The sequence below is a fragment of the Peptoniphilus sp. HMSC062D09 genome (assembly GCF_001811425.1).
In the GTDB taxonomy this organism is placed as follows: Bacteria; Bacillota; Clostridia; order Tissierellales; family Peptoniphilaceae; genus Peptoniphilus_A.
Map to the genome: position 1 here is coordinate 1 of NZ_KV804733.1, position 24045 is coordinate 24045.

24 protein-coding genes are annotated in these 24045 nt (G+C 36.1%); 13 read left to right on the forward strand and 11 right to left on the reverse strand.

Translation table 11 applies throughout. The features are described from left to right. Positions 1-49 precede the first annotated feature (49 nt). The 8 genes from HMPREF2801_RS06735 to HMPREF2801_RS06765 form a co-directional block, all read right to left on the reverse strand. A complete protein-coding gene (locus HMPREF2801_RS06735; protein ID WP_070611295.1) occupies positions 50-847 on the reverse strand; it encodes a carbon-nitrogen hydrolase family protein in 798 nt (265 codons plus the stop codon). A gap of 7 nt (positions 848-854) precedes the next feature. Further along, on the reverse strand, positions 855-1730 hold the full coding sequence (locus HMPREF2801_RS06740; RefSeq protein ID WP_070611296.1) for an undecaprenyl-diphosphate phosphatase: 876 nt from the start codon (positions 1728-1730) through the stop codon (positions 855-857). An 89-nt stretch (positions 1731-1819) separates the two neighbouring features. After that, positions 1820-3181 carry a replicative DNA helicase gene (gene dnaB / locus HMPREF2801_RS06745; protein ID WP_070611398.1) on the reverse strand — a complete coding sequence of 454 codons (1362 nt, stop codon included), beginning with the start codon at positions 3179-3181 and terminating at the stop codon, positions 1820-1822. 5 nt (positions 3182-3186) lie between these two features. After that, positions 3187-3636 (reverse strand): 50S ribosomal protein L9, encoded by a 450-nt coding sequence (gene rplI / locus HMPREF2801_RS06750; protein WP_019125597.1) that lies wholly within the window; start codon positions 3634-3636, stop codon positions 3187-3189. Between the two features lies 1 nt (position 3637). After that, positions 3638-5635 carry a DHH family phosphoesterase gene (locus HMPREF2801_RS06755; protein ID WP_070611297.1) on the reverse strand — a complete coding sequence of 666 codons (1998 nt, stop codon included), beginning with the start codon at positions 5633-5635 and terminating at the stop codon, positions 3638-3640. Positions 5636-5646: 11 nt separating this feature from the next. Continuing rightward, positions 5647-6588: a DUF2232 domain-containing protein gene (locus tag HMPREF2801_RS06760; protein WP_070611298.1), complete on the reverse strand. Its 942-nt coding sequence runs from the start codon at positions 6586-6588 to the stop codon at positions 5647-5649. A 131-nt stretch (positions 6589-6719) separates the two neighbouring features. Continuing rightward, positions 6720-6896, reverse strand: coding sequence for a hypothetical protein (locus HMPREF2801_RS09345; RefSeq protein ID WP_168162842.1), 177 nt, complete (start codon positions 6894-6896; stop codon positions 6720-6722). 102 nt (positions 6897-6998) lie between these two features. Continuing rightward, positions 6999-7841 (reverse strand): DegV family protein, encoded by an 843-nt coding sequence (locus tag HMPREF2801_RS06765; RefSeq protein WP_070611299.1) that lies wholly within the window; start codon positions 7839-7841, stop codon positions 6999-7001. A 234-nt stretch (positions 7842-8075) separates the two neighbouring features. Here HMPREF2801_RS06765 and HMPREF2801_RS06770 point away from each other — a divergent pair, with 234 nt between their 5' ends. Continuing rightward, entirely contained in the window at positions 8076-8759 is a 684-nt protein-coding gene (locus HMPREF2801_RS06770; RefSeq protein ID WP_070611399.1) for a radical SAM protein, read from the forward strand. A gap of 109 nt (positions 8760-8868) precedes the next feature. On the opposite strand, the gene HMPREF2801_RS06775 is transcribed toward HMPREF2801_RS06770, so the two are convergent. Continuing rightward, positions 8869-10446 (reverse strand): AbgT family transporter, encoded by a 1578-nt coding sequence (locus tag HMPREF2801_RS06775; protein ID WP_070611300.1) that lies wholly within the window; start codon positions 10444-10446, stop codon positions 8869-8871. A 268-nt stretch (positions 10447-10714) separates the two neighbouring features. On the opposite strand from HMPREF2801_RS06775, the gene sdaAB reads away from it, so the two are divergent. The 8 genes from sdaAB (at position 10715) to HMPREF2801_RS09350 (ending at position 17283) form a co-directional block, all read left to right on the forward strand. After that, complete coding sequence (gene sdaAB, locus HMPREF2801_RS06780; RefSeq protein WP_070611301.1) at positions 10715-11383, forward strand: L-serine ammonia-lyase, iron-sulfur-dependent subunit beta; 669 nt, start codon at positions 10715-10717, stop codon at positions 11381-11383. Continuing rightward, entirely contained in the window at positions 11384-12265 is an 882-nt protein-coding gene (gene sdaAA / locus HMPREF2801_RS06785; protein ID WP_070611302.1) for an L-serine ammonia-lyase, iron-sulfur-dependent, subunit alpha, read from the forward strand. Between the two features lies 1 nt (position 12266). Next, positions 12267-13508, forward strand: coding sequence for a dicarboxylate/amino acid:cation symporter (locus HMPREF2801_RS06790; protein WP_070611303.1), 1242 nt, complete (start codon positions 12267-12269; stop codon positions 13506-13508). A gap of 131 nt (positions 13509-13639) precedes the next feature. After that, positions 13640-14374 (forward strand): elongation factor P 5-aminopentanone reductase, encoded by a 735-nt coding sequence (gene ymfI, locus HMPREF2801_RS06795; protein WP_070611304.1) that lies wholly within the window; start codon positions 13640-13642, stop codon positions 14372-14374. A gap of 17 nt (positions 14375-14391) precedes the next feature. Continuing rightward, positions 14392-15288: a diacylglycerol/lipid kinase family protein gene (locus HMPREF2801_RS06800; RefSeq protein ID WP_070611306.1), complete on the forward strand. Its 897-nt coding sequence runs from the start codon at positions 14392-14394 to the stop codon at positions 15286-15288. After that, entirely contained in the window at positions 15281-16108 is an 828-nt protein-coding gene (locus tag HMPREF2801_RS06805; protein ID WP_070611308.1) for a bifunctional 5,10-methylenetetrahydrofolate dehydrogenase/5,10-methenyltetrahydrofolate cyclohydrolase, read from the forward strand. Before HMPREF2801_RS06800 ends, HMPREF2801_RS06805 begins: the two co-directional genes overlap by 8 nt. A 94-nt stretch (positions 16109-16202) precedes the next feature. Next, positions 16203-17105: an arginine deiminase-related protein gene (locus HMPREF2801_RS06810; RefSeq protein WP_083303725.1), complete on the forward strand. Its 903-nt coding sequence runs from the start codon at positions 16203-16205 to the stop codon at positions 17103-17105. 1 nt (position 17106) lies between these two features. Further along, complete coding sequence (locus tag HMPREF2801_RS09350; RefSeq protein ID WP_168162843.1) at positions 17107-17283, forward strand: hypothetical protein; 177 nt, start codon at positions 17107-17109, stop codon at positions 17281-17283. A 74-nt stretch (positions 17284-17357) separates the two neighbouring features. Here the strand turns inward: HMPREF2801_RS09350 and HMPREF2801_RS06815 are convergent, their stop codons facing one another. After that, on the reverse strand, positions 17358-18821 hold the full coding sequence (locus HMPREF2801_RS06815; RefSeq protein WP_070611312.1) for an APC family permease: 1464 nt from the start codon (positions 18819-18821) through the stop codon (positions 17358-17360). A gap of 188 nt (positions 18822-19009) precedes the next feature. Between HMPREF2801_RS06815 and srtB the strand changes: the two genes are divergently transcribed. The 3 genes from srtB (at position 19010) to HMPREF2801_RS06830 (ending at position 21373) form a co-directional block, all read left to right on the forward strand. Next, positions 19010-19738 (forward strand): class B sortase, encoded by a 729-nt coding sequence (srtB, locus tag HMPREF2801_RS06820; protein WP_070611313.1) that lies wholly within the window; start codon positions 19010-19012, stop codon positions 19736-19738. An 84-nt stretch (positions 19739-19822) separates the two neighbouring features. After that, positions 19823-20452: a redox-sensing transcriptional repressor Rex gene (locus tag HMPREF2801_RS06825; protein WP_070611315.1), complete on the forward strand. Its 630-nt coding sequence runs from the start codon at positions 19823-19825 to the stop codon at positions 20450-20452. A gap of 45 nt (positions 20453-20497) precedes the next feature. After that, entirely contained in the window at positions 20498-21373 is an 876-nt protein-coding gene (locus HMPREF2801_RS06830; RefSeq protein ID WP_070611317.1) for a DNA-3-methyladenine glycosylase family protein, read from the forward strand. Positions 21374-21474: 101 nt separating this feature from the next. Here HMPREF2801_RS06830 and HMPREF2801_RS06835 read toward each other — a convergent pair whose 3' ends face one another. Further along, complete coding sequence (locus tag HMPREF2801_RS06835) at positions 21475-22629, reverse strand: aminotransferase class I/II-fold pyridoxal phosphate-dependent enzyme (RefSeq protein ID WP_070611319.1); 1155 nt, start codon at positions 22627-22629, stop codon at positions 21475-21477. 151 nt (positions 22630-22780) lie between these two features. Here HMPREF2801_RS06835 and murA point away from each other — a divergent pair, with 151 nt between their 5' ends. Then, a complete protein-coding gene (gene murA / locus HMPREF2801_RS06840; RefSeq protein WP_070611320.1) occupies positions 22781-24028 on the forward strand; it encodes a UDP-N-acetylglucosamine 1-carboxyvinyltransferase in 1248 nt (415 codons plus the stop codon). Positions 24029-24045: the final 17 nt, after the last annotated feature.

The window sequence follows — 24045 nt, forward strand, 5'->3', positions numbered from 1 at the left end:
TGTTAGTCCAACTTTTGGGGGTCAGTTCATTTTATCCGTAAAATATTTTTTAATACATTTTTCTATTTTGTCTTGAAACTTCTAGGGGAAGTTTTTCCCTTTCCCTCTTTACCTTTTCATCTTCCAATTTTATTACGGCGAGATTTTTTTCTTGACCTAAGTCTATTAGGATATCGCCACTTGGTGAAACACATAGGGAGTGGGCGTAGGCGTTTTTGGAAAGGTCCTCATCTCTTGCTATGGCAGGTGAAACTACATAGCACTGAGTGTCCACTGCACGAGCCCTATTTAAAAGGTGGAAGTGAACTTCGCCAGTTTTTTTCATAAAGGTTGATGGGACGAAGATGACTTCTGCCCCGAAGTCACGAAAACTTTGGAAAAGCTCAGGAAACCTTAGGTCAAAACAAATTGCCAGACCAAAAATTCCATACTCTGTTTCAAAAACTCCCAGGGACTTGCCGCCAGAAATGGTATCAGACTCCTTGTAGCCCTCAATGTCAAAGAGGTTGATCTTTGAATACCTGTAAATTTCTCTGCCAGCCTTGTCAAAGACATAGGAGCGGTTGTAAATTTTTTCGCCAGACTTAATTGGTATGGAGCCGCCAATTAAGTAGACTTTATTTTCTTTTGCCACCTGGCTCATTTTTTTATAAGTTTCCCCAAAATCTTCTTCAGCAAATTTTGTGAAATAAGAATTTTGGTAGGGACAGTTCCACATTTCTGGAAGACAAACTACATGAGCCCCGCCCTTTTTTGCTCGAGTCACATATTCTTCCATAGTATTTAAGTTTTTTTCCTTATCGCCAGTGGCTGGCAGCTGAATTATTCCTACATTAAAATCTTTCATATTCACCTCAAATTATATTGAAAAATCCAAGACATAAAACAAGAATACCAAGGACTATTCTGTAATAGCCAAAGGGAATGAAGTCATGTTCACGAACATAGCCAAGGAATTTTTTAATTACTATAAGGGCAACGATGTAAGAAATTACGCCGCCAAGAATAATCAAAAACCATTGCCAAGCTGTAAAGGAAAAGCCAATTTTAAAAATTTTAAGGGCAGTTGCTCCCAGCATAGTTGGGACTGCAAGATAGAAAGAAAATTTTGCAGAGCTTGTTCTTGAACAGCCAAGTAGCATTGCACCAATAATTGTTGCAGCAGAGCGAGATGTTCCTGGCACCATGGCAAGGCATTGGAAAAAGCCAATGAAAAGTGCAGTCTTTAGTCCAATGTCGTCTAAGCTTTCGTACTTAAAAGTCTTGTCCCTATTATTTTTTTCCATAAAAATAATTATTATCCCATAAAAAATTAGGGCTATGGCAACTGTAATTGGATTAAAGAGGTGGGCGTCGATGAAGTCGTCTAGCAAAAATCCAAAAAAGGCTGCAGGAAGAAAACCTACTATTATCTTTGCAATTAGTCTCATAGTTTCCAGGTCTCTGTACTTAAATTTTTCCTTAAAAGTTAAACTATCGTATTTCTCCTCGCCAATAACTGGTGCAAGCTTTCCCCTGGCAATGGGATTGATGTCGTAGAAGTATAAATAAACTACGGCAAGAATTGCACCAAGCTGAATAATTACGCTAAAGGCATTGGAAAAGGACTTTGGCTCAAGTTTTATAAAGCTGTCTGCTATTATTAGGTGACCTGTTGATGAAACAGGCAAAAATTCTGTGAGTCCTTCAATAATTCCAAGGATCACTACTTTTATTAAATCTAAAATCATATTTACCTCCAAATTTGTCAAAGCTATTATAACATTTGTGACCACAAAAATAAAAGGCTCTCGCCATAAAGACAAGAGCCTTAAAAAATTTATTCACTTCTCTGTAAATTTAAAAACTTTGTAAATTCTTTCTTAAACATTAATTCAACTGTTCCCGTAGGACCATTTCTGTGCTTGGCAATAATTACTTCGCCAATGTTTGGCTTTTCTGATTCTTCCTTGGTGTAATATTCATCTCTGTATAAAAACATTACTATGTCGGCGTCTTGTTCTATGGCGCCAGACTCACGAAGGTCAGAGAGGATTGGCTTGTGGTCAGTTCTTAGTTCTGGGGCACGAGAAAGTTGCGAAAGTGCAATAACTGGCACTTCAAGTTCCTTGGCTATTGCCTTTAAATTTCTTGAAATGGCAGAAATTTCTTGTTGCCTTGACTCAACTCGGGAGTTCATCTGCATAAGCTGTAAGTAGTCTATTACGATTAAGTCAAGTCCCTTTTCTACCTTCATCCTTCTGCACTTGGCTTTTAGTTCAAGGGGCGAGATGCCGGCAGTGTCATCAATTTCAATTTTTAAATTGGAGACAATGGGCATGGTGTTAATTATTTTTGTCCACTCTTCCTCATTTAAGTTGCCGGAAATAACTTTTTGCAAATCCACATGGGCATTTGATGAAATAATTCTTTGGAAAAGTTGGTTCTTGCTCATTTCAAGGGAGAAGACTGCAACTGATGCGCCCCCTCTTAGGGCCGCGTTAGTGGCAATATTTACCATGAGAGCAGTTTTACCCATGGAAGGTCTTGCTGCAAGTAAAATTAAGTCAGACTTTTGCAGACCAGAAATTTTCCTGTCAAGATCCACAAAGCCAGTTGTAAGACCAGTTAAGGCATTTGGATTTTGCGCCTTCTTTTCCAAGTCAGAGAAGGATTCAAGGGCAATATTTTTTATATTAACAAGTCCATTTTTTGTTGAGTCCTGAGTAATATCAAATACAGATTTTTCTGCAAGCTCTATTATAAGTTCTGCCTTTGCATCTGATGAATAGGCAGCGGAAATAATTTTGTCAGAGGCATTTATTAATTCTCTTAAGATTCCCTTTTCCTTAATAATTTTGCAGTAAGACCTAATATTTGATACGGCAGTTACATTGGAAGACAGGTCAGCAAGATAAGTTATGCCGCCAACTTCTTCCAGGGATTCAGTTTTTTTCAGTTCTTCTGCAATGGTTATTACATCTGCAGGTTCATTTCTGTTGTAAATATTTAAAATTGCATCGTAAATTTTTCTGTGAGCATCTTGATAAAAGTCCTCTGTCTTTAAAATTTCAATAGAGGCAGTTATAGCTTCCTTGGATAACATCATAGAGCCAAGGGCAGATTCCTCAGCCTCTAAGCTGTGAGGAGGCATTTTTATATTTTCAACAGAATTTAAATCTAATTGGTCTTTTACATCCATATCAATCAAGATTCCGGTCTAACATTTACCTTTAAAGTTGCAGTAACATCTGGATACAATTTTATGTCGATGTTTTTCATGCCAGCTTCTTTAATATTTTCAGCTAGGTCAATTTTTTTCTTGTCAACTTCAATTTTGTATTCACTCTTTAAATTTTTAGCAATATCTTGTGAAGTTATTGCACCAAAAAGTCTTCCGCCTTCGCCGGCCTTTGCCTTAATAGTAAGAGTTATTTCTTCGATTTTTTTCTTAACTTCATTTGCCTTGGCGCGGTTTTCCTTTTCTAACTTTTCTTCTTCAATTTTATTTTTCTTCCAAGTTTCCATGTTTTCAGGAGTAGCTTCAATGGCAACTCCCCTTGGGATTAAAAAGTTACGAGCGTAGCCAGTCTTTGCGTTAACTATGCTTCCCTTTGGTCCTAAGTTTTTGTCGTCCTTTAATAAAATTACTTTCATGTTATTCCTCGCTTTTGTTTTCTTCTAAATATTCATTTATAGCTTCTATTAAAATCTTTTCAGCTTCGTCTAAATCTTCTGTGTCAACTTGGGCTCCAGCCATATTTAAGTGACCGCCGCCGCCAATTTTTTCAAGAATAAGTTGAACTGATACAACTTCTCCACGAGACCTGCCAGATATGTGGGTTTTGCCATCGTTAATAGTTAAAACAAAGGATGCGTCAATGCCGTTTATATCAAGTAGGGCATCGGCAGCTTGTGCAGCCACAAGGACGGAATTTTTTGCCGCCTTTTCAAATCTCGATACAGCAATATTGTCGTGGATTATTTTTGTGTTGTGAATTACATCTGCCCTGTAAAGCATAGTGTCAAAATCGTCTTGGAAAAGTGCCTTTACCTTTAACATATTTGCCCCAGCCCTCTTTAAAACCGAAGCAGCTTCAAAGGTTCTCACCCCAGTTTGGAAGGAGAAGTTCTTTGTGTCAACAACTATTCCACTCATGAGAGCATCAGCTTCAAAGTGAGTTAAATTTAAGTCGTCAGACATATAAGTTAGCATTTCAGTTATTAATTCGCAAGTGGAAGAAGCATAGGGTTCTACATAAGTTAAAACTGGATTTTCAACAAATTCCTTGCCCCTTCTGTGGTGGTCGATTACAACTATTTGACCAGTTGCCTTTAAGAGGTCTGGATACTCTGTAAAGGATGGCTTGTGATTGTCCACTAAAATTATTAGAGAAGAGTGCTTTATTGTATTCATGACAGTTTCTCTTGAAATGACCTTTGCATAAAGCTCAGGCTCCTCTTCCTTCATCCTGTCAATTAAATTGTCAATAGATGGATTGGACTTTTCAAGGACTATAAAGCCTTCCTTATTCCTATTTAGGGTTGCACGAAGGCAGCCTATGGCAGCACCAATGGCATCCATGTCTGGATTTTGGTGACCCATGATGTAGACATTTTCAGATCTGTCGATTAATTGTTTTAAGGCTTCACCTATAACTCTTGCCTTAACCTTATTTCTCTTTTCAACAGCCTTTGACTTGCCGCCAAAAAAGGCATAGTTGTCGTCAACCTTTACAACGGCTTGGTCACCACCACGACCTAGTGCCAGGTCAAGGGATGAGTCAGCTTCAAGGTAGGCATCTTTAAAATTAAGTCCAAAGGAAGAAACTCCAATGGATAAGGTTATTGGAATGGAGTTGCCCTTGTTTAAATCTCTCAAATCATCTAAGATGTCAAACCTCTTGTCCTTTATAGAACTTAGAGACCTATAAGTCATTACAACTAGGTATAAATCTTCGTCTACTTTTCTAACTAGGGAGTCGTACTCTTCAAAGTACTGAGAAATAGTTGAGTCAATCTCTGCAATAAGTAGGGGTCTAATTTCTGATGGGGCAGAACTTACAGCCTCAGAGAAATTGTCCACTTCAATCTTTGCAATAATTGGATACTCAGAATTGTACTTGTCCTTTAAATTTTTGTAGGCAGTGTTATCTACAAAGTAAAGGAGGACAGACTTCCCATCACTTTTTTCAGATTTATTTTCAACAACATTTGTGTAGACGCTAAAGGATCTCTTGTTGATTTCAATAGGAAGGGTGTTTGCACCATTTCTACCTATTATATTTGAGATGTCAATGTCCTTAACTAAATTTTCAAGGTCCCTGTCTAGTACACTCTTCTCGTTAAATAAATTTATGAAGGGAGTGTTGTACCAGAGGATTTTTGCCTTTTCATCAGTTACTACAAGGGGAAAGGGCATGTCAAAAATAGCTTCCTTAGTTAAAGAGTCGAAATTTTCGTTTAAATTTTCAATGTGTTTGATTGTCTCTTCATTCTTATTTTTGATTTCGGAATAAGTTAAATAAAAAATATATGCCAAAGCAATAATTGAAATAAGACCAAGAATTGGCTTTAGTATTATTAAAATTATTACAACTGCGATTCCAAAAATAAGATAGGGGAGAAAATCGCTAATTTTATAATTATCTTTCATAATATTCCCACTTAATTAATTTTTCTAAAGTTAACAATTTGGTCAAGGGCGCCAAGTATCATGACAAAAATTTGTAGCCCTGAGATGGCTAGGCAAAGACCAATTAATAGATATTGTAAAAAACTCTTAAAGCCAAATCTCGTCATATAAAATTTAAGAACGCTTATACCTGCCGCAAAGAGCATGAAAAAAACTAAATTCATTAAATTTAAGATGAAAATTTGACCGCTGGGACCAAAATAATCGCCAGTCAAAGAAAAAATTGCAAGAGTAGCAATGGATAGCATAATAACTTCTCTTGGGAGTTTTAAAAATTCAAGAGAAGAAGGTTGCATGATAAACTTTCCCTTTGAAAGGAGACTTCTTCCAGCTGTAGTGTAAGTTACATAGGAAGTGACTACAGATATGATTATCAAAACAGAGGGAAGGATTTGTAAAAATCTCTTGTAATAAATTTCTGCACTTGCAGCAAAATTTGATAGGTCCCCTTGTGATAGTCCAGCTTCCTTAGCAATATTTGTATAAAAGCCTGTAATAGAATTAATTGTTTCCCTTGAATTTAGCACTTCACTATTTATGCCAAAGGCAAAAAATAAAACCATTATAGATGTAAAAAATATAAGAGATGTTGCCATAATTGTAGTTGCAACAGGTCTATTGGTGCTAATCATATAGTGAAAAATTAAGATGAAGGGTCCAAAAATTGTAAAAATTATTATTGCCTCCATGGGTCCTAAGATGGCACCGATTAGGAGGACAACTGCAATTAAAGTAGCCATCACCTTTATAATTCCTTCTTTTACAGATTCAACTACATACATAGAAGGAAATAAAATATAAAGAAAGGGAAAAATCATTCCAATCATGGAAATAATTATAGACCTAGTAAAGAGTCTAAAGAGTCCCTTAAAATCAGTTTCTTTTTCCAATAAATCAACTCCTGTCCTCTTCATTTTACCACAGATTTATAATTTGATAAAGAAATCTAAATTTAGGTAAAAATTATAAAAATAATAAATAAAGTTGGCGATAAAGTTTTGGTAAATTTTATAAAAAAAGCCAGGGTCATCCCTAGCTTTAAAAATTAGTAAATAATTAAGTTGTCGCCATCCTTATACATAAAGAAGCTGTCGTAAATTCCATCGGGGCTGTTCTTTAAGTCCAAGAGAAAGTCCTCTATATTTTCCATAACTTCATCAGTAATTTTCAAATCCTCGTAGCGAAAAGTAATGCCCGATAGGATAATTTTCTTTTCCTCCATAAATTCCTTCCTTTCTCAAAAAATAATTATAAAAACTACTCTTAATAAATAACTTAAAAAAGAAAAAAATTATATAGAAAATTTCCCCGAGGGAAATTAAAATTAATTTCTAAAATATGCTAAGAAAAGGGCACCTGGACCTGTGTGAGTGCCAACAACGCTTCCTATTTGTATAAATTCTGGAGAAGAAATCTTATCTTCCCAAAGATCTTTTGTCTCTCTCAAATATTTTTCAATCTTTTCACTGTCTCTACCTGTGTAACCAAGTTTAAGGGGCATGGAAAAGTCAATAGACCCATGTTTTTTTATTTCGCTAATAAATAAGTTGTTGGCATTTTTTATTCCCTTTGCCTTGCCAACAGATTCAATTGCACCATCTTCCATGGAAAGAAGAACCTTGACAGAGAAAAGTCCACCTATAAGGGCAGATGCCTTTGAAATTCTTCCGCCTCTTTCAAGATATTCCAAGGTGTCAACTAAAACTACAAGTCTAAGTCTTTTCTTTGCTTCCTCTAATAATTGGGCAATTTCTCTTGCAGACTTTCCTTCCCTTACAAGCCTCATGGCATAATCAACGAGAGCACCTTCTGCATTTGAAACATTTAAACTGTCCACAATAAAAATTTTATCCTCAAGACCCTGGCTTGCAAGCTTTGCACTTTGATAAGTACCAGACAGCTTTGATGACAAGACAATGACAACAGCCTCGTCGCCCTTATCTATGACTTTTTTGTAGACATCCATAAAAGCCACAGGTGTAGGTTGACTTGTCTTTGGGAACTCTTCCTTTTTCTCAAGCCTTTCATAAAATTCGTCCTTTGTAATATCAACTGAATCTAAAAAGTCTTCTTCGCCAAAAGTTACGTGAAGTGGCACTACAATTAAGTCCTTCTTAATATTTTCTTCTATGTCACAAGTTGACCCTACAATTATTTTTACTGCCATATATTTCCTCGCAATTATTATTAATTCATCTATTTTTACTATTATACTTAACATTCTTAAAAAGTATTTTATAAATTATTAAAATTTCATTAATTTTTATAAATATTTACTCTATTGTGCAAGCTTTAGTATAAAGAATAGCAGGGCAAGTGTCAACATTTACACCAAGCCAACTGTAAAGTTTTTGTGGTAAAATATTTAGAGAAGATTGATTTTATTTGGGGAGATGATTTTATAAATAGATATTCAAAAATTACCAATAAGACAAAAAGGGAGATTGTCCTTCTTAAGGCAAGACCATGCAAGTGGGGCAAGTGTACTTTTTGTGATTATATAGAAGACAACGAGGTGGACAATAAAAAAATTGACGAGATAAATTTTGAAGTTTTAAAAAATGTCACTGGAGAATTTGGAGTCTTAGAAGTCATTGACTCAGCCTCAGTTTTTGATTTGACAGAAGCTACTCTTAGAGAAATAAAGAGAGTTGTTGAGGAAAAAAATATAAAGGGCTTATTTTTTGAAGCTCATTGGATTTATAGGAATAGACTAGATGAGATAAGAGACTTTTTTGGGATCCCCATAACTTTTAAAACTGGCATAGAAACTTTTGACAATGACTTTAGGGAAAAAGTCCTAAAAAAGGGCGCCAACTTTAAAGATTATAGAGAAGTTAAAAAATATTTTGACTCCCCCTGTGTCATGGTTGGCATAAGGGGTCAGACTAGAGAAATGATTGACCGCGACATGGAAATTATAAAAAATTTCTCCCACGCAACAGTAAATATTTTTATGAACAACTCCACAGATATAAAAAGAGACGATGAACTTGTAGCGTGGTTCGTGGAAAAATATAAATACTTAGAAGATAATCCTCGTGTAGATATTTTATTTGAAAATACAGACTTTGGTGTGGGCTGAAAATCTCTAAGAAAAAATAGAAGGCTTTAAAATTTATTTTTAACATTAAAAAAATTCCCGATGGAAAAATTTCCACCGGGATTATTTTTTGAGAATATTTTATTTTTTCTTAGATAAATAACATTGTTATCATGTCTTGGACATGAAGTGGTGCTTCTGGTCCAACAGGAAGTCCTATTAGGTACCATACTATCATTAAAATTGTCCAACCTAACAAGAAGAACATTGAATATGGAAGCATCATTGAAGTAAGTGTTCCAAGTCCAGAGTCCTCGTCATATTTTTGCATGAAGACAACGATCATTGCAAAGTAAGACATAAGTGGTGTAATGATATTTGTTGAAGAGTCACCAATTCTATAGGCAACTTGTGTAAGTGCTGGTGAAAGTCCAAGATTGTACATCATAGGCACAAATATTGGAGCCATAATTGCCCATTTTGCAGAAGCTGAACCCATAAATAGGTTTAGGAAAGCTGAAAGCAAGATGAACATAATTAATAGTGGAAGTCCTTTTAGTTTAATTGACTCTAAGAAGTCTGCTCCATTTTTTGCAAGGATTAGACCCAAGTTAGTCTTGTTGAAATAAGATACAAATTGTGCTGCAAAGAAAGCAAGAACAAGGTATCCGCCCATGCCCTTCATTGCCTTTGTCATTGCAGCAACAAGGTCGTGGGAATTTTTTATAGTTCCAACAGTTTTACCATAAGCAAGACCAGGAATCATGAAAAGTAGTAACATTCCAGGTATAAGTCCGTGACCCAAGAAGTTTTTAAGTGTCATTGCATTTTTAGATTCTTCAAAAGCTCTAAATGGTGCATTAGCTGGGAACATAAGTGCTGCCATTATTGCACAGTATATAAGAAGTGCTATAAGTGCGTTTCTAAGTCCCTTTCTTTCAAGGTCAGTTATAGGTGTTTCGTCTGCCTTATAAGTGCCATGATATTCTCCCAAGTTCTTTTCTACGATCCTATTAGTTACAAAGGTACCAATAATTGTAATTAAGAAAGTAGATACAAATAGGAAGTACCAGTTACAAGTAGCGGCAAGAGTCATATCTATACCACCAGCTTTTAGGGCTTCATTTGTAATATTTGTAAGTAGTGGGTCAGTAGTACCTAGAGCTAAGTTGGCAGAGAAACCACCACTTACGCCTGCAAAAGCCGCAGCTATTCCAGCAAGTGGATGACGACCTGCATTTGCAAAGATAAGTGCACCTAGTGGAACTACTACTAGATATCCAGCGTCAGATGCTATGTTTGACATTACACCAGCGAAGACAACTGTAGCTGATAGAAGTGTAGGGTTTACATTTGATAATAGTCTTTTTAAAGTTGCATCAAAAAGTCCACTGTTTTCAGCAACACCAACACCAAGCATAGCTACAAGAACTGTTCCTAGTGGAGCAAAGCCTGTAAAGTTTTCTGTTGCAGAGTTAAAGATGTAAGCAAGCCCTTCCCAATTTAATAGAGATACAGCCTCTTTAGTAACTTCTTCTCCAGCCTTGGCATCGAAATATGTAACACTTAAGCCTGATTTTGCTGCAAAATATGATACTATAATTACGATTACACTTAGTATTGCAAAAATCATTGCAGGGTGAGGTAATTTATTACCAATTCTTTCTACGCCTTTCAGAAAGCCGCCAACATCATTTTTGTCTTTAATTTTCTTATTCTGTTCTTTCATTCAATTCCTCCTCATTAATGAAAATAATATTCTCAAAGTAAATGTTATAGTATTTTTTTTATGCTTGCAAGACTTATTTGTGAAGATTATTATTTTTATCAGTGCTGTAATGGGATAAATTAAACGATTTAATTTCATGCAATGTACAATCTATTGATGATTGACTATTCACTTAAAATTTGTGTTTGAGAGCCTTTGAAAAGGATAAAATTAATTCACAATTTTATCACTTTATGCTAAAATAGAGTAGCAAGGAGGGGGTTAATTAATGAAAGAATATAGTTCCTTTGAAATCCTTGGACCCATAATGGTTGGTCCATCGTCATCTCACACTGCAGGCGCTTGCAAGATAGCAAGAGTTGCAGCAAAAATTTGTCCTGGAAATTATGAAAGCGTGGAATTTTATTTGCACGGTTCTTTTGCATATACATATAAGGGACATGGCACTGATAGAGCACTTTTAGGCGGAATCATGGGCTTTGAAACTTATGACAATTCTATTAGAAGGGCTTATGAAATTGCTGACGAGAGAGGCATTAACTACTCTTTTATCCCAATGAATTTAGGAGAAGAGTATCACCCAAATACAGTTAAAATAAAATTTAATTATGAAGATGGAAGTAGCGAATATGTAATTGGCTCCTCAATTGGCGGGGGCAATATGATAATCGTTGACATAAATGGAATAAAGGTTGAATTTGATGGCAAGTTCCCAACATTTTTGTTCCAATACAATGAACAAAAGGGCGTCATAGCCGAAGTTTCTACAGCTTTAGCCAATGAAAATTACAATATTGAATCTATTAACACATCTAAGGATATGCTTACTGAAATTGTAACCCTAACTGTTGAGCTAGACGAAAAAGCCAATGAAAACTTAAAAAATCTTTTGTTAAATAATCCTAGATATTTAACTTCAAAATATGTGGAGGTTTAAATGTTAAATACTGCTAAAGAAATTATAGAAGTATGTGAAAGTGGAAATCTTCACTTTTATGATTTAGTCTTAAAGGAAGAGACAAAGGTCCTTAAAATGACTGAAGAAGAGATGAAGAAAAAGCTTCAAGAAATTTTAGAAGTTATGAAAGCTTCATCACATGAAACACTAGATAAAACTTACGACACTGAATATAGAATGATAGACGGCTTTGCAAAAAAGATGAACGACTATCAAAAAGAAAAAGATCCTTTAACTAGCAAATTTCTAGTTAGGACAATGGCTATGGCCTTTTCCACATCTGAAACCAATGCCAATATGGGAACTATTGCAGCAGCGCCAACTGCTGGAAGTTCCGGTATTATGCCTGCAGCCCTAATGGCAGCAAGAGACAAATATGGTTTAGATGATGAGACATTAATAAATGGACTTTTGACATCAATAGGAATAGGGCAAATTATTGGTAAATATGCAACATTCGCCGGTGCTGAAGGTGGATGCCAAGCTGAATGTGGTTCTGCCAGTGCTATGGCAGCAGCTGCTCTAGTAGAAATGCTTGGCGGAAGCGTAGAAGAAGCACTAAATGCAGCCAGCATTACACTTATTAATGTAATGGGGCTCGCCTGTGACCCCATAGCAGGACTTGTAGAGTATCCATGTACTTTTAGAAATGCCTCAGGTGTTATGAATTCTTTCATATCAGTTGACATGGCCCTTGCAGGTGTAAAATCAATTGTACCTTTTGACGAAGTTTGTCAAGCAATGGGTGAAGTTGGGCATTTATTACATGAATCAATTAGGGAGACTGGTCTTGGCGGGCTAGCAGGTACAAAAACCGGACAATGTATTAGAGCCGAGTTTTTGAATATTAAGGAGGATTAAAATGACAGAAAAAAAGAAAAAAATAGGTCTAATTCCTAGACTTATTATAGCTATTGCGCTAGGTATTCTTGTTGGTCAATATTGTCCAGCAGTAGTAACTAAAATTGCAATCACAATCTCAGGATTATTTGGAAAGTTCTTAAACTTCATTATTCCATTAATGATTATTGCCTTTGTATCTAAGGGTATTGCAGACCTATCTGAAGGTGCTGGTAAACTTTTAGGAGTAACAGTTGGACTTGCTTATTTATCTACATTAGTTGCAGGATCTCTATCCTACACTATGGCAAGAAACATATTCCCAAGCTTTATTAAACCAGAACTTGCAGAACAAGTTCAAAAAGCAACTGCAAATGAAATTGCACCTTTCTTTGAAATTCCACTAGGAGCTTTCATCGATGTAACTGCAGCACTTGTACTTGCATTTATGCTAGGACTTACAGTTTCAGCACTAAGAGCAAAGGGAAGCGGAGAAATTTTCTATAAGGGAATTAACGAATTCAATGAAATCATAAATTTAGTATTATCTAAATTCGTAATACCTCTACTTCCATTCTTTATCTTTGGTAACTTCTGTAACCTATCATATTCAGGTTCAGTATTTGCAATTCTTGGAATATTCTGGAAAATATTCCTTTGCATTATTATTTTGCATACACTATATTTGGTTCTTTTATTTGTTATATCAGGAGCATACACTGGAAGAAACCCTGCAAAATGTATAAAAGCAGCAGTTCCAGCTTACTTAACAGCTATAGGAACTCAATCTTCAGCAGCAACTATTCCTGTTAACGTTGCTTGTAACAGAAAAATGGGTGTAACAAGACAAATTAGAGAATTCTGTATCCCACTATGTGCAACAGTTCACTTAGCTGGATCAATGATTACTTTAACAGCTTGTGTATTTACACTACTTTCAATGTTTGATATGCCTCACTCTTTCCCACTAATTCTTAAATTTATCGGAATCCTAGGAGTTGCCATGGTAGCAGCACCAGGAGCACCAGGTGGAGCAGTAATGAGTGCACTTCCATTCTTACCAGTAGTAGGAATTGAATCATCAGGAACACTTGCTACAATTTTAATTTCACTATATCTAACTCAAGACTCTTTTGGTACAGCAGCTAACGTAACTGGCGATAACGCTATTTCAATAGCAGTTGAAAAAATCTATTACAAGTACATTGTAAAGAGACCTATTCCAGAAGAAAACTTCGACGAAGAAGCAAGATTAGATATTTAATCAAAAATGCATATTTACCTAGAAAAAACTATGTCTCGGACATAGTTTTTTTGCTTTATAAAATATTTTATGTCTATCTAATTAAAGAATTAAAATAAATTTGCTATAATGAGACTAAAGGTTGGTGTGACATGAAGACTGTACTTATAACAGGTGCCTCAAGAGGTATTGGCAGAGACATTGCCAAGAGGCTGGCAAGAGAAGACTATAGAATTATAATAAATTACAATAAATCAGAAAAAGAAGCAAAAGAATTAGAAAAAGAAATAAGATCCATGCGTAAAGATGCCCTTGCCATAAAGGCTGATGTGACAAAATTTTCTGAAGTGGAAGAAATGTTTAATGAAGTTTCAAAAAGATTTAAGGGCGTTGACATACTTATAAACAATGCAGGAATTTCTAGCTACGCACTTTTCCAAGACATTGACGAAAAAACTTGGGACCACATTTTTGATGTAAATGTAAAGGGCGTTTACAATTCCATTCACGCAGCCCTTCCCTATATGTTAGAGAAGCATTCAGGGAAAATTTTAAATATGTCTTCCATCTGGGGCATAGTTGGTGGCTCCATGGAAAGTCATTACTCGGCAAGTAAGGGCGCCATAAATGCACTTACCAAGGCACTGGCACAGGAACTTGGCTACTCTGGCATAACGGTTAACGCGATTGCACCAGGTGCAGTTGATACACCAATGACCAAGGAAATTGGAGAAGAAAATTTGTGCATTCTATCTGAAGAAATTCCCATGGGTAGACTTGCAACCACTGAAGAGATTGCAGAGTTAGTTGCCTTTATGATTTCAGAGAAAAATTCCTACATGACAGGACAAATTATTTCGCCTAACGGCGGCATGATAGTATATTGATAGAGAGAGGTGTTTAAATGAAAATTTTATTTATCTACAACCCAAATTCTGGAGACGAAAGCGGCAAAGAATTTGTGGGAGAAGTTGAAGATTATCTCAAAAAATATTTTGAAGAAGTAATTTTAAGGGAGACAAAAGAAGCTGGCGACGGCACAAGATTTGCCCAAGAGACAAAGGACATTGATGCCATAGGAGTATATGGTGGTGACGGAAGTGTAAATGAAGTTTTATTGGGCATGCATAAAACTTCTTCAAGGGCTAAACTTTTAATTTTGCCAGGTGGTACAGGAAATTTATTGGCAAAGAAACTGGGGATAGATGATGACAAGGAAGCTGCCCTAAGATCCTTTGACTTTAAAAGGACAAAGAAGATTGACCTTGGCAAGGTAAATGATAAGATTTTCAGCCTCTTTGCCTCAATAGGCGCTGTGCCAGAGGCAATCCACGAAGTCTCCTCAGAAGAAAAGTCAAAATTTGGTGGTCTTGCCTATATAAAGAAGTCCATAGAAAAATTAGCTTCGTCTGAAGAATATAAACTTGATGTGAAATCTGATGGTGGAAATTATTCTGGACCAGTAGACCATTTAATAGTTGGTCTTACAAATAAAATTGGAAAATTAGAATTTACCCAAGAAAATGAAGAGATGAATAGTGGCAAGGCAAACCTATTTATCATGACAAGTGATTCAGTAAGGGACAGGCTTGAAGTTTTAAAGGACTCCCTTAGCGGCGAAGTTGAAGAGGGAGAAAGCATAGTTCACTATACTGTTAAAGAAGTGGAAATAAATTCAATGGATGGTGAAGAAGTTGCACTTGATATTGATGGAGATAAGGGTCCAAATTTGCCAGTAAAAATAGAAATTTTAAAGGAAGCAGTGGAAGTTTATCTTCCAAGTGAGGTGGAAGATGACTAAGATTTTATATGCTAAGGATTATGTTGAGAAAAAAAGTGGTGACCTAATAGAAAGGGTAAAAAAATTAAAATCTAAGCCAATTATTTCTATAATAAGAGTGGGCAAGGACTACGGAAGCCTTGCCTATGAAAAGGGAATAAAAAAGACGGCAGAAAAACTTGGTCTTGAGGTTGATGTCAATGAATTTGCAAAAGATGCCAGCCAAAATGAAGTCATTGACGTTATAAAAAAGTTAAACGACGATGAAAAAATTGGGGGCATACTTGTCTTTAGACCTCTCCCAGAAAATTTTGACGAAGAAAAAATTTCTCTTGCCCTAGATCCAAAAAAAGATGTGGACTGCATGCATCCCCTAAACATGGCGAGAGTTTTCAGTGGAGATGTCAGTGGTTTCACTCCCCTTGCCCCAAAGGCAGCCTACGAACTTTTAAGGTTTTATGGCTATGACTTAAAGGGCAAGGAGGCAGTTATAATCAACCACTCCAATGTTGTGGGTAAGCCTCTTGCCATGTTTCTTTTAAAGGACTTAGCCACAGTTACAATTTGCCATGTGGGTACAGTGGACCTTAAAAAACACACAAGGTCGGCAGAAATTATTTTTACAGCCATGGGGCGAGCAGAAAGCTTAGACGAGACTTATTTTAACCAAGATGCTCTGGTAATTGACATTGGCACTTCAAAAAATAAGGAAGGGAAATATAGAGGCGACCTTGATGAAAAGTCAGTAGATGGAAAAATAAGTGCCTACTCACCAGTTCCCGGTGGCATAGGCAGCATTACCAACTTACTTTTACTTGAAAATGTAATAAATTATTATTAAAAAAATTTAAAATCAAAAATTTTTTTGGCTCTCCAAATTTTCTGGAGAGCCTTTTATTTTTTTATTTGTTATAATGAAAAAAAAGGAGCGAGAAATGATAACAAATAAAGTAATTTTAGTAAGGCCCCATGCCTTTAAGTACAATAAAGAGACAGCCATTGACAATGTCTACCAAGAGCGTCCCAGGGAAAGTGCAGAGGATGAAATAAAAGAGAGAGCCTTAGAGGAATTTGACCAGGCAGTAAGACTTCTTCGCGAAAATAAAATTCATGTTGATGTAATAGAAGACTTTGACGACTCTACACCTGATTCAATTTTTCCTAACAATGTCTTTGTCACCTTCCCAGGAAAAGTTTTTGTGTCAGAAATGTACACAGAAAACAGAAATAAGGAGTACGAAAAAATTCTTCCACAGCTTAAAAAAATTATTGATTACGACAAAGCTGACCTAGTTGATTTTAGAAATGATGAGGGAAAAGTTTTGGAAGGAACAGGTGCCCTTGTCATAGACAGGTGGAGTAATATTTGCTACGGCTGCCTATCAAAGCGCTGTGACGAAGATGAATTTTTAAAATTTGCCAAGGTCTTTAATCTTAAGCCAGTGGCTTTTAGGGCAAGGGACAAGGGCAAGGACATTTACCACACAAATGTGCTTATGATGGTGGCAGAAAAGTTTGCAATTATTGCAGATAGTTTGATTACAGAAAATAGGGATGGAGTTTTAAATTCATTAAGGGAAAGCGGCAAGGAAATAATTTCTCTTTCAGAAGATGAGTTTAATAATTTTGCGGCAAACTCCATTGAGTTAAAGGGAGAAGACAAAAATATTCTCGTGATTTCAAAGACGGCCTATGATAGCCTAAGTGATGATCACAAAAAAATAATTGAAAAATACGACGATATCCTTCCAATTTCCGTAGACACAATATCAAAATATGGCGGCGGGTCCATAAGATGTATGATTGCAGAAAATTTTTTTGACTTAAGGAAAGATTAAGGTGGAAGTTTTAAAATTCTTGGGATTTTTATTTGTGGCACTTGGCTTAGCTTTGGGAATCCCAAAAAAATTAAGGGAATATAGAGAAGAAAAAAATTTGGAAAACTTCTTGGAATTATTTGGTCGCATCATAATGATTCCCTCTGCAATAATCCTGGCAATAGGAGTTTTTATTTAAGAGACAGAGGGAAAATGGAAGGATTAAATTAAAAATACTTGCAGAGATAAATTTTGTCTCTGCTTTTTTATTGGCTAAGCTTTTTTACTATAAAATTTTAAAAAGGCAAGGCCCAAAAACAACCAGAAGAAGAAAATAATCAGGGCAGTGTAGCCCATAAAGGCAGGAGTCTTTGGAACAAAGGTTGAGATGACAATTACAGCAGAAATTATTATTGCTGGATAAATAGTTAGCTTTCCACCAGGTGCCTTAAAGGATGTGTAATACTCTTTGTCCTTGTTTATTAAGACCACAAGTGACAGGCAAGTTAAGAACCAACCAATGACAAAGGAAACTGAACCTAGACTGGTTAGGGGGTCTATTAAGTTCATGCCCACAAAGGGACCCATGGCAGCAAAAATAAAGCAAAAAACTAGAGCAGTTACTGGAGTTCCATACTCGGCATGTTCCTTGGCAAAAATTTTTGGAATTAAATTATTTTTTGCCATTGATTGGATTAGTCTTGCCGATGCCATAAACATTCCGTTCCAAGTGGAAAAAAGTCCTGCCAAAGTTCCTATTATAATTAATTTGGAAAGAATGTAACCTAGATTTCCGCCATAAGCTTCTTGAAGTAAATAGCCCATGGCAGGTGGACTGGCGAGAGAATATTCTTGCCAATTGGAGACGCTAGCTGTTGAAAGTATTACAAGTGAGTAAAAAATTCCTGCGGCTACTATGGAAAGGACCATTGCAATTGCCACATTTTTAAATTTTTTATCTGGCGAAGTTTCTTCCACAGACTGTGCAATAGTGTCAAAGCCTGACATAAAAAAGGGAACTATTACAACAATGGCTATTATCCCGCCGAAAAGTGAGGAGTGACTGCCCTCGCCTACATTTTGGTAAAGGGGGTACAAATTATTTGCATTACCTGCCTTAAAAGAAAATATAATAACTATTATTCCTATTACAATTATTAAAATAGAAAGTATGGACTGAAGCTTTGAAGCAAAATCAGACCCCTTAAAATTTATAAAAAATAATAAAAGGGCTAGGATGACTCCAAGAAGGATGGAAGATGCTTTTATGGGAGCACCTACTACATAATAAAGGACTCTTGAACTTGAGAGCCAAGGAATCAAATTTTCGAGGATGGTGTTTATATAAATTGCCTCCCAAGGTAGAATTGTCAAGTAAGAAAGTGCCAAGAACCATGATGAAATAAAGGATAAATTTCTCCCAAAGGCTTTGTTGGTGTAAACTAAGACGCCGCCTCCTTGAGGAAGAGTTGCCAGGAGTTCACCATGACACAAGCCAATTGGTATCAAAAGCAGGGTGGCGATTATAAAACCCAAAAAGGCAGGGATGGGACCGCCAGCTTGAGCAATCCAGTGGTTAGATGAAACTGCCCAACCAACTCCAACCATAGACCCAAAACCAAGCATGAAAAAATCAAGATAACCCATGTCACCTTTTTTTCTGCTTTGTCTTATTCTCATTATATTTTTTATATTTGGAATTCTTTTTTTCATTTCCTGATACTTATCTTCTTTCAAAATAAACACCTCTGTCAAAAGTTTTAAGTCTACTTTATTATGTGAAACTATATTATAATAATAATTTAAAAAGACTTGAGATGTCAAATTTGCAAAGATTTCTTTCTTTAATTTTTATTTTCCTTGACTATTTGTATTAAAATTAGGTAAGTATATAGGTAACATTTAAGTTTTCTAAAGGAGAAAAGATGAAAAATAAAATTTTAAGTATAGTAAAAATAATTTTAGTGATAATTTTGGCCACTAGCCTTTATAGAATATATAGTTACAACAAGGCTGACAAGGAATTTAAGACTGCTACAAGGGAAGTGCAGGAGAAGTTTCAAGAACCTAATAAAGAAAAGCTTGCTAATGACAATAAGGATAAGGAAGCAAGGGAAAAAATTGTGGCACTTCAAAAAGACTATGAGTCAGTAATTGGCTGGATAAAAGTGGAGGGAACAGAAATAGATTATCCCATAGTAAAGGGCAGTGACAACGACTATTATCTAAATCACAATTACAAGAATGACTACAATGTCTTTGGAGCAATTTTCATGGACTACAGAAACGAGGAGAATTTTTCTGACCAAAACACAATTATTTATGGCCACAACAATGATCGCGGTGGAAATTTTAAAGCCTTGCACAAGTTTGAGGAAGATGGATTTTTCGAAAAAAATAAATTTATTGAAATTTTTTCTGAGGCTGGCTACAAGAAATACCAAATCTTTGCAGCCTATAAGGCAGGACCTTATGATAAATTTAGAAGTCCAAAATATTCAGAAGAAGATGGAGAAAAACTTCGAACCTACATCAAAGAGAGAAATATATTAAAGACAGAAGTCCCCAGTGAATTTAAAGATATTTTAACCCTACAAACTTGTTCTCCAAAGGATACAAGATTTGTGGTCCAGGGAAAATTAGTAGAAGAATAAATTTTAAATTTTTATAATTTTAAAGGGCCTCAATTTACAAAAGTAGCAAAGATTGTTATAATATAAACAATTGGGGGTGTAAATTTGCCTAAGAACGAAAGGGGCATTTCTGAAACGGTTATAAGGAGAATGCCAGTTTATCATAGATATTTAAAAGAATTAATTGACAGTGGTATTGAGAGAGTTTCTTCCAAGGAGCTTAGCCGCATCACTGGCTTTTCTGCGTCACAAATTAGACAGGACTTAAATAATTTTGGCGGCTTTGGTCAACAGGGCTATGGCTACAACACCAAGGCTCTAAAGGAACAGGTGGATAAAATTCTAGGAATAGATAAGTCTTATAAGAGCATAGTCATAGGTGCAGGTAGACTTGGTCAAGCCATTGCCAGATACAAGGGCTTTAGAGATTCTGGCTTTAATGTGATTTCTCTCTTTGATGTCAAAGAGGACATGGAAGACATAAGTGGCATCAAGGTTAGGAATATGAAGGACATGGAAAAATACATAAGAGATGAGAAAGTTGATGTTGCAATAATAACTGTGCCCAAGGAATTTTGCCAGGAAGTGGCAAAAAAAGTTATAGATGCAGGAGTTAAGGGGATTTGGAATTTTGCGCCCTACGATTTAAAGGGACCTGAAGGTGTAGTTGTTGAAAATATTAGACTTAACGATTCTCTTTTAACCCTTTCTTATTTTATGAAAGAAATTAGCTGACCTATTATTTATTAATAGGTTTTTTATTTATGGGAGAATTTTTTAATGAAGATAAAATTTGATGGAGATCTTTGCCTAATAAGTGAACTAGATGAGTTTAACCCAAGAGATATTTTCACCTGCGGTCAAGCCTTTAGGTGGTATGAAGAAGCTGACGGATCCTTTACCTTTATAGCTCATGGAAAAGTTGCCAATGCAAAAAAAGTTGGCGGAGAAATTTTCTTAAGAGGAGTGGACAGGACTTCCTTTGACGAAATTTTTTATAATTACTTTGACCTTTCTCGGGACTACAAACTTGTAATGGAAGAGCTTGCAAGAGACGAAGTCATGAAAAATGCAACGGAATATGGCAGGGGCATAAGAATTTTAAATCAAGACAAGTTTGAGACTATTATTTCCTTTATTATTTCTGCAAATAATCAAATACCGAGAATAAAAAATGCCATAGAAAAAATTTCTGAAATGTATGGGGATTTTTTGGGTCAAGATGAAAATAGAAAATATTATTCCTTTCCAAGTGCCGAAAAATTATCTCTTGCAAGGCCAGAAGACCTAAGAGAATTTGCAAGAGTTGGCTTTCGTGATGTGAGAATAGTTGAGACGGCAAAGTTAATAAAGGATGGCTATGTAAATTTAGATGAAATCGACAAGATGGACCTTGAAGATGCCAGATGTGCCCTCCAAGTTCTACCTGGAGTTGGACCAAAGGTTGCTGACTGCATCCTTCTCTTTGCCTTTGACAGAAAGGAGTCCTTCCCCGTTGATGTTTGGATAAAGAGAGTTATGGAAGAACTTTATTTAAAAGAAGTTACGCCAAAATCAAAAATTGCCATGAAAGGACGAGAAGTCTTTGGCAAAAACGCAGGCTTTGCCAACCAATATTTGTTTTATTATGGCAGAGAAAACAAGTTGGGAAAGTAATAAAAAATTAAAAACAAAGAAGCTCTTGGAGGAATATAAATTTCAAAAATTCTTCCAAGAGCTTTTATTTTGCATTTGTTATACTGAATTTCGCTTCAGTATTATTTTTTAAAAATTTCTAGCCTTTCTATCCTATCAAAGGCTTCATTTATTTTGTCTTTATTGACTGTTACTGCTATTCTTATAAAGCCCTCTCCGCCTGGTCCAAAGGCTTCGCCGTCAATTAAATTTACATGGGCCTTTTCTAATATTTCCCTTAGAACTTCCTTTGTAGTCATGCCTGGCACAGAAATTTTTGGAAAGATGTAAAAAGTTCCTTGTGGCTTTAAAACTTCTACATGCTTTAATTTTTTTAGCCTCTCATAGGCGAGATACATCCTCTCTTTGTACTCTTCATAGAGGGGTGGGCAAATCGCCTTTCTATTGGCAATGCCAAGGGCACCTGCGTGCTGGCAAATTGTTGGCACTGAATAGACTATGTTCTCGTGAATGTAGGTCATGGTCTTTATTAAGTCTTCATTGGCAAGGATGGCGCCAAGCCTCCAACCAGTCATGACAAAGTCCTTGGACATGGATGTAATTGAAATTACATTTTTAAATTCTTCGTCGTAGGTAATCATGGGCTTGAATTTGCTTTCGTAGGAATAAATTGTGTAAATGTCGTCGCAAATGACAAGAATATTGTATTTTTTTGCCATTTCATAAATTTCTCCTTGGGTCTCGTCACTATAAACTGCGCCCGTTGGATTGTTAGGCGTATTTATTATTAGGGCCTTAGTTTTTGCAGTGATTAATTTTTCAATTTCTCTTGGATCAATATTAAAGTTATTTTCAAATTTTGTCTCATAAATGACTGGCAGACCCCCTGTCATTTCAATTTGGTCGGGATAGACGCTAAAGTAGGGCGAAGGCACAATGACTTCGTCGCCTGGATTTATTATTGCCTCTAAAATTATATAAAGGGCTTCAGTGCCAGACATGGTAATTAAAATTTTCTTGGGGTCGCAGCTTACTCCGTAGTCTTCCCAGTAGGCCTTGGCGATTTCTTCTCTAAGTCCAAGGTAGCCTTGGGGGTCGGCGTAGTGAGTGTAGCCCTTCATCTGTGAGTCGTAGGCTTCTTTTATAATCATGTCATGAGTCCTAAGGTCTGGGTCGCCTAAGGCAAAATTTATAAAGTCAGGATATATGCTTGAATAGTCAGTGGAATAAAGAGACTCTTTAATATTTTTATATTTTTCTTGGATAAATTCTTTCATATTTCTTCCTCCATCAATAATATATTAACACAAATTTTTTTTATTTAAGGTCATGTTTTTAATTCCTTAAACATTCAAGATGTCTATGATATAATTAAATAAATACAGATAAAATAATAATCGTTATAAATAATATATAGGAGGAATCCTTTTGGATAAAATTTTAGTAAAACCCAATGGCCCACTAAGAGGCAATGTAAGAATATCAGGTGCGAAAAATGCTGCTCTACCTATACTTGCAGCTACAATTCTTGGAACAGAAGAAATAATTTTGGAAGATGTGCCTGAGCTTAAGGATGTTGAAATAATTACAGAAGTTTTGAGAAAACTTGGCCTTAAAATAAATAAGGAAGGCAATAAACTCATAATCGACCCTTCTGGACTCAATTCTTATAAAACAGACTACGAACTCATGAGCAAGATGAGGGCATCATTCCTTGTCATGGGACCCCTTCTTGCCAAGTTAAATAAGGCTTACAACTCCCTACCTGGCGGCTGCAACATTGGCTCAAGGCCAATTGACTTGCACTTAAAGGGCTTTAGGGCCCTAGGCGCCAATATAGAAATGACTCACGGCGAAATAAAGGCTGAGTGCGACAAATTAGTTGGCACGAGAATTTATTTGGACTTCCCTTCTGTTGGTGCAACTGAAAATATTATGACAGCTGCAGTTTTGGCTGAGGGCGAAACTGTAATGGAAAACTGCGCCATGGAGCCAGAAATTGTGGACCTGGCAAACTTTTTAAATAAAATGGGCGCCAAGGTAATGGGAGCAGGAACTTCAACTATAAGAATTAGGGGAGTGGAAAAGCTAAGAGGCTGCACTCACCAAGTTATTCCAGATAGAATTGAAGCAGGCACTTTCATGGTGGCAGCTGCAATTACTGGCGGCGACATCACAATTGAAAACATCATTACTTCTCACCTAAAGCCTGTCATTGCAAAGCTAGAAGAAACTGGGGCAAAGATAATAGAAGAGGACGACACAGTGAGAGTAATTGGCTCAGATGAAATAAGGCCAATTGAGATAAAAACTCTTCCTCATCCAGGTTTTCCAACAGACTTACAAGCGCAATTCATGGCACTTTTAACTCAAGCCGATGGACAATCTTCTATTATCGAGACAGTTTTTGAAAACCGCTTTATGCACGCCGAGGAATTAAAGAAGATGGGAGCAAAAATCAAAGTAGTAGATAGAGAAGCTATTCTATTGGGTAAGAGTAAACTATATGGATCCAAGGTTGCTGCAACAGACTTAAGAGCAGGAGCTGCCCTTATTCTTGCAGGACTCGTTTCTGAAGGTCAAACGGAAATCTCTGAAGTTCATCATATTGACAGAGGATATGAAAAAATTGAAGAAAAATTTAGAAATCTTGGAGCAGATATAAGAAGAGTATAGAAAAAGAAAGGAAGATG

Bases quoted from the DNA above. Each gene is read 5' to 3' on its own strand.
- HMPREF2801_RS06760 (WP_070611298.1), bottom strand. From the start codon at position 6,588: ATGAAGAGGACAGGAGTTGATTTATTGGAAAAAGAAACTGATTTTAAG.
- sdaAA (WP_070611302.1), top strand. From the start codon at position 11,384: ATGTTAAATACTGCTAAAGAAATTATAGAAGTATGTGAAAGTGGAAAT.
- HMPREF2801_RS06765 (WP_070611299.1), bottom strand. From the start codon at position 7,841: ATGGCAGTAAAAATAATTGTAGGGTCAACTTGTGACATAGAAGAAAAT.
- HMPREF2801_RS06830 (WP_070611317.1), top strand. From the start codon at position 20,498: ATGAAGATAAAATTTGATGGAGATCTTTGCCTAATAAGTGAACTAGAT.
- HMPREF2801_RS06755 (WP_070611297.1), bottom strand. From the start codon at position 5,635: ATGAAAGATAATTATAAAATTAGCGATTTTCTCCCCTATCTTATTTTT.
- HMPREF2801_RS06800 (WP_070611306.1), top strand. From the start codon at position 14,392: ATGAAAATTTTATTTATCTACAACCCAAATTCTGGAGACGAAAGCGGC.
- sdaAB (WP_070611301.1), top strand. From the start codon at position 10,715: ATGAAAGAATATAGTTCCTTTGAAATCCTTGGACCCATAATGGTTGGT.
- ymfI (WP_070611304.1), top strand. From the start codon at position 13,640: ATGAAGACTGTACTTATAACAGGTGCCTCAAGAGGTATTGGCAGAGAC.
- HMPREF2801_RS06790 (WP_070611303.1), top strand. From the start codon at position 12,267: ATGACAGAAAAAAAGAAAAAAATAGGTCTAATTCCTAGACTTATTATA.
- HMPREF2801_RS06805 (WP_070611308.1), top strand. From the start codon at position 15,281: ATGACTAAGATTTTATATGCTAAGGATTATGTTGAGAAAAAAAGTGGT.
- HMPREF2801_RS09345 (WP_168162842.1), bottom strand. From the start codon at position 6,896: ATGGAGGAAAAGAAAATTATCCTATCGGGCATTACTTTTCGCTACGAG.
- HMPREF2801_RS06735 (WP_070611295.1), bottom strand. From the start codon at position 847: ATGAAAGATTTTAATGTAGGAATAATTCAGCTGCCAGCCACTGGCGAT.
- HMPREF2801_RS06775 (WP_070611300.1), bottom strand. From the start codon at position 10,446: ATGAAAGAACAGAATAAGAAAATTAAAGACAAAAATGATGTTGGCGGC.
- HMPREF2801_RS06835 (WP_070611319.1), bottom strand. From the start codon at position 22,629: ATGAAAGAATTTATCCAAGAAAAATATAAAAATATTAAAGAGTCTCTT.
- HMPREF2801_RS06810 (WP_083303725.1), top strand. From the start codon at position 16,203: ATGATAACAAATAAAGTAATTTTAGTAAGGCCCCATGCCTTTAAGTAC.
- HMPREF2801_RS06740 (WP_070611296.1), bottom strand. From the start codon at position 1,730: ATGATTTTAGATTTAATAAAAGTAGTGATCCTTGGAATTATTGAAGGA.
- rplI (WP_019125597.1), bottom strand. From the start codon at position 3,636: ATGAAAGTAATTTTATTAAAGGACGACAAAAACTTAGGACCAAAGGGA.
- srtB (WP_070611313.1), top strand. From the start codon at position 19,010: ATGAAAAATAAAATTTTAAGTATAGTAAAAATAATTTTAGTGATAATT.
- dnaB (WP_070611398.1), bottom strand. From the start codon at position 3,181: ATGGATGTAAAAGACCAATTAGATTTAAATTCTGTTGAAAATATAAAA.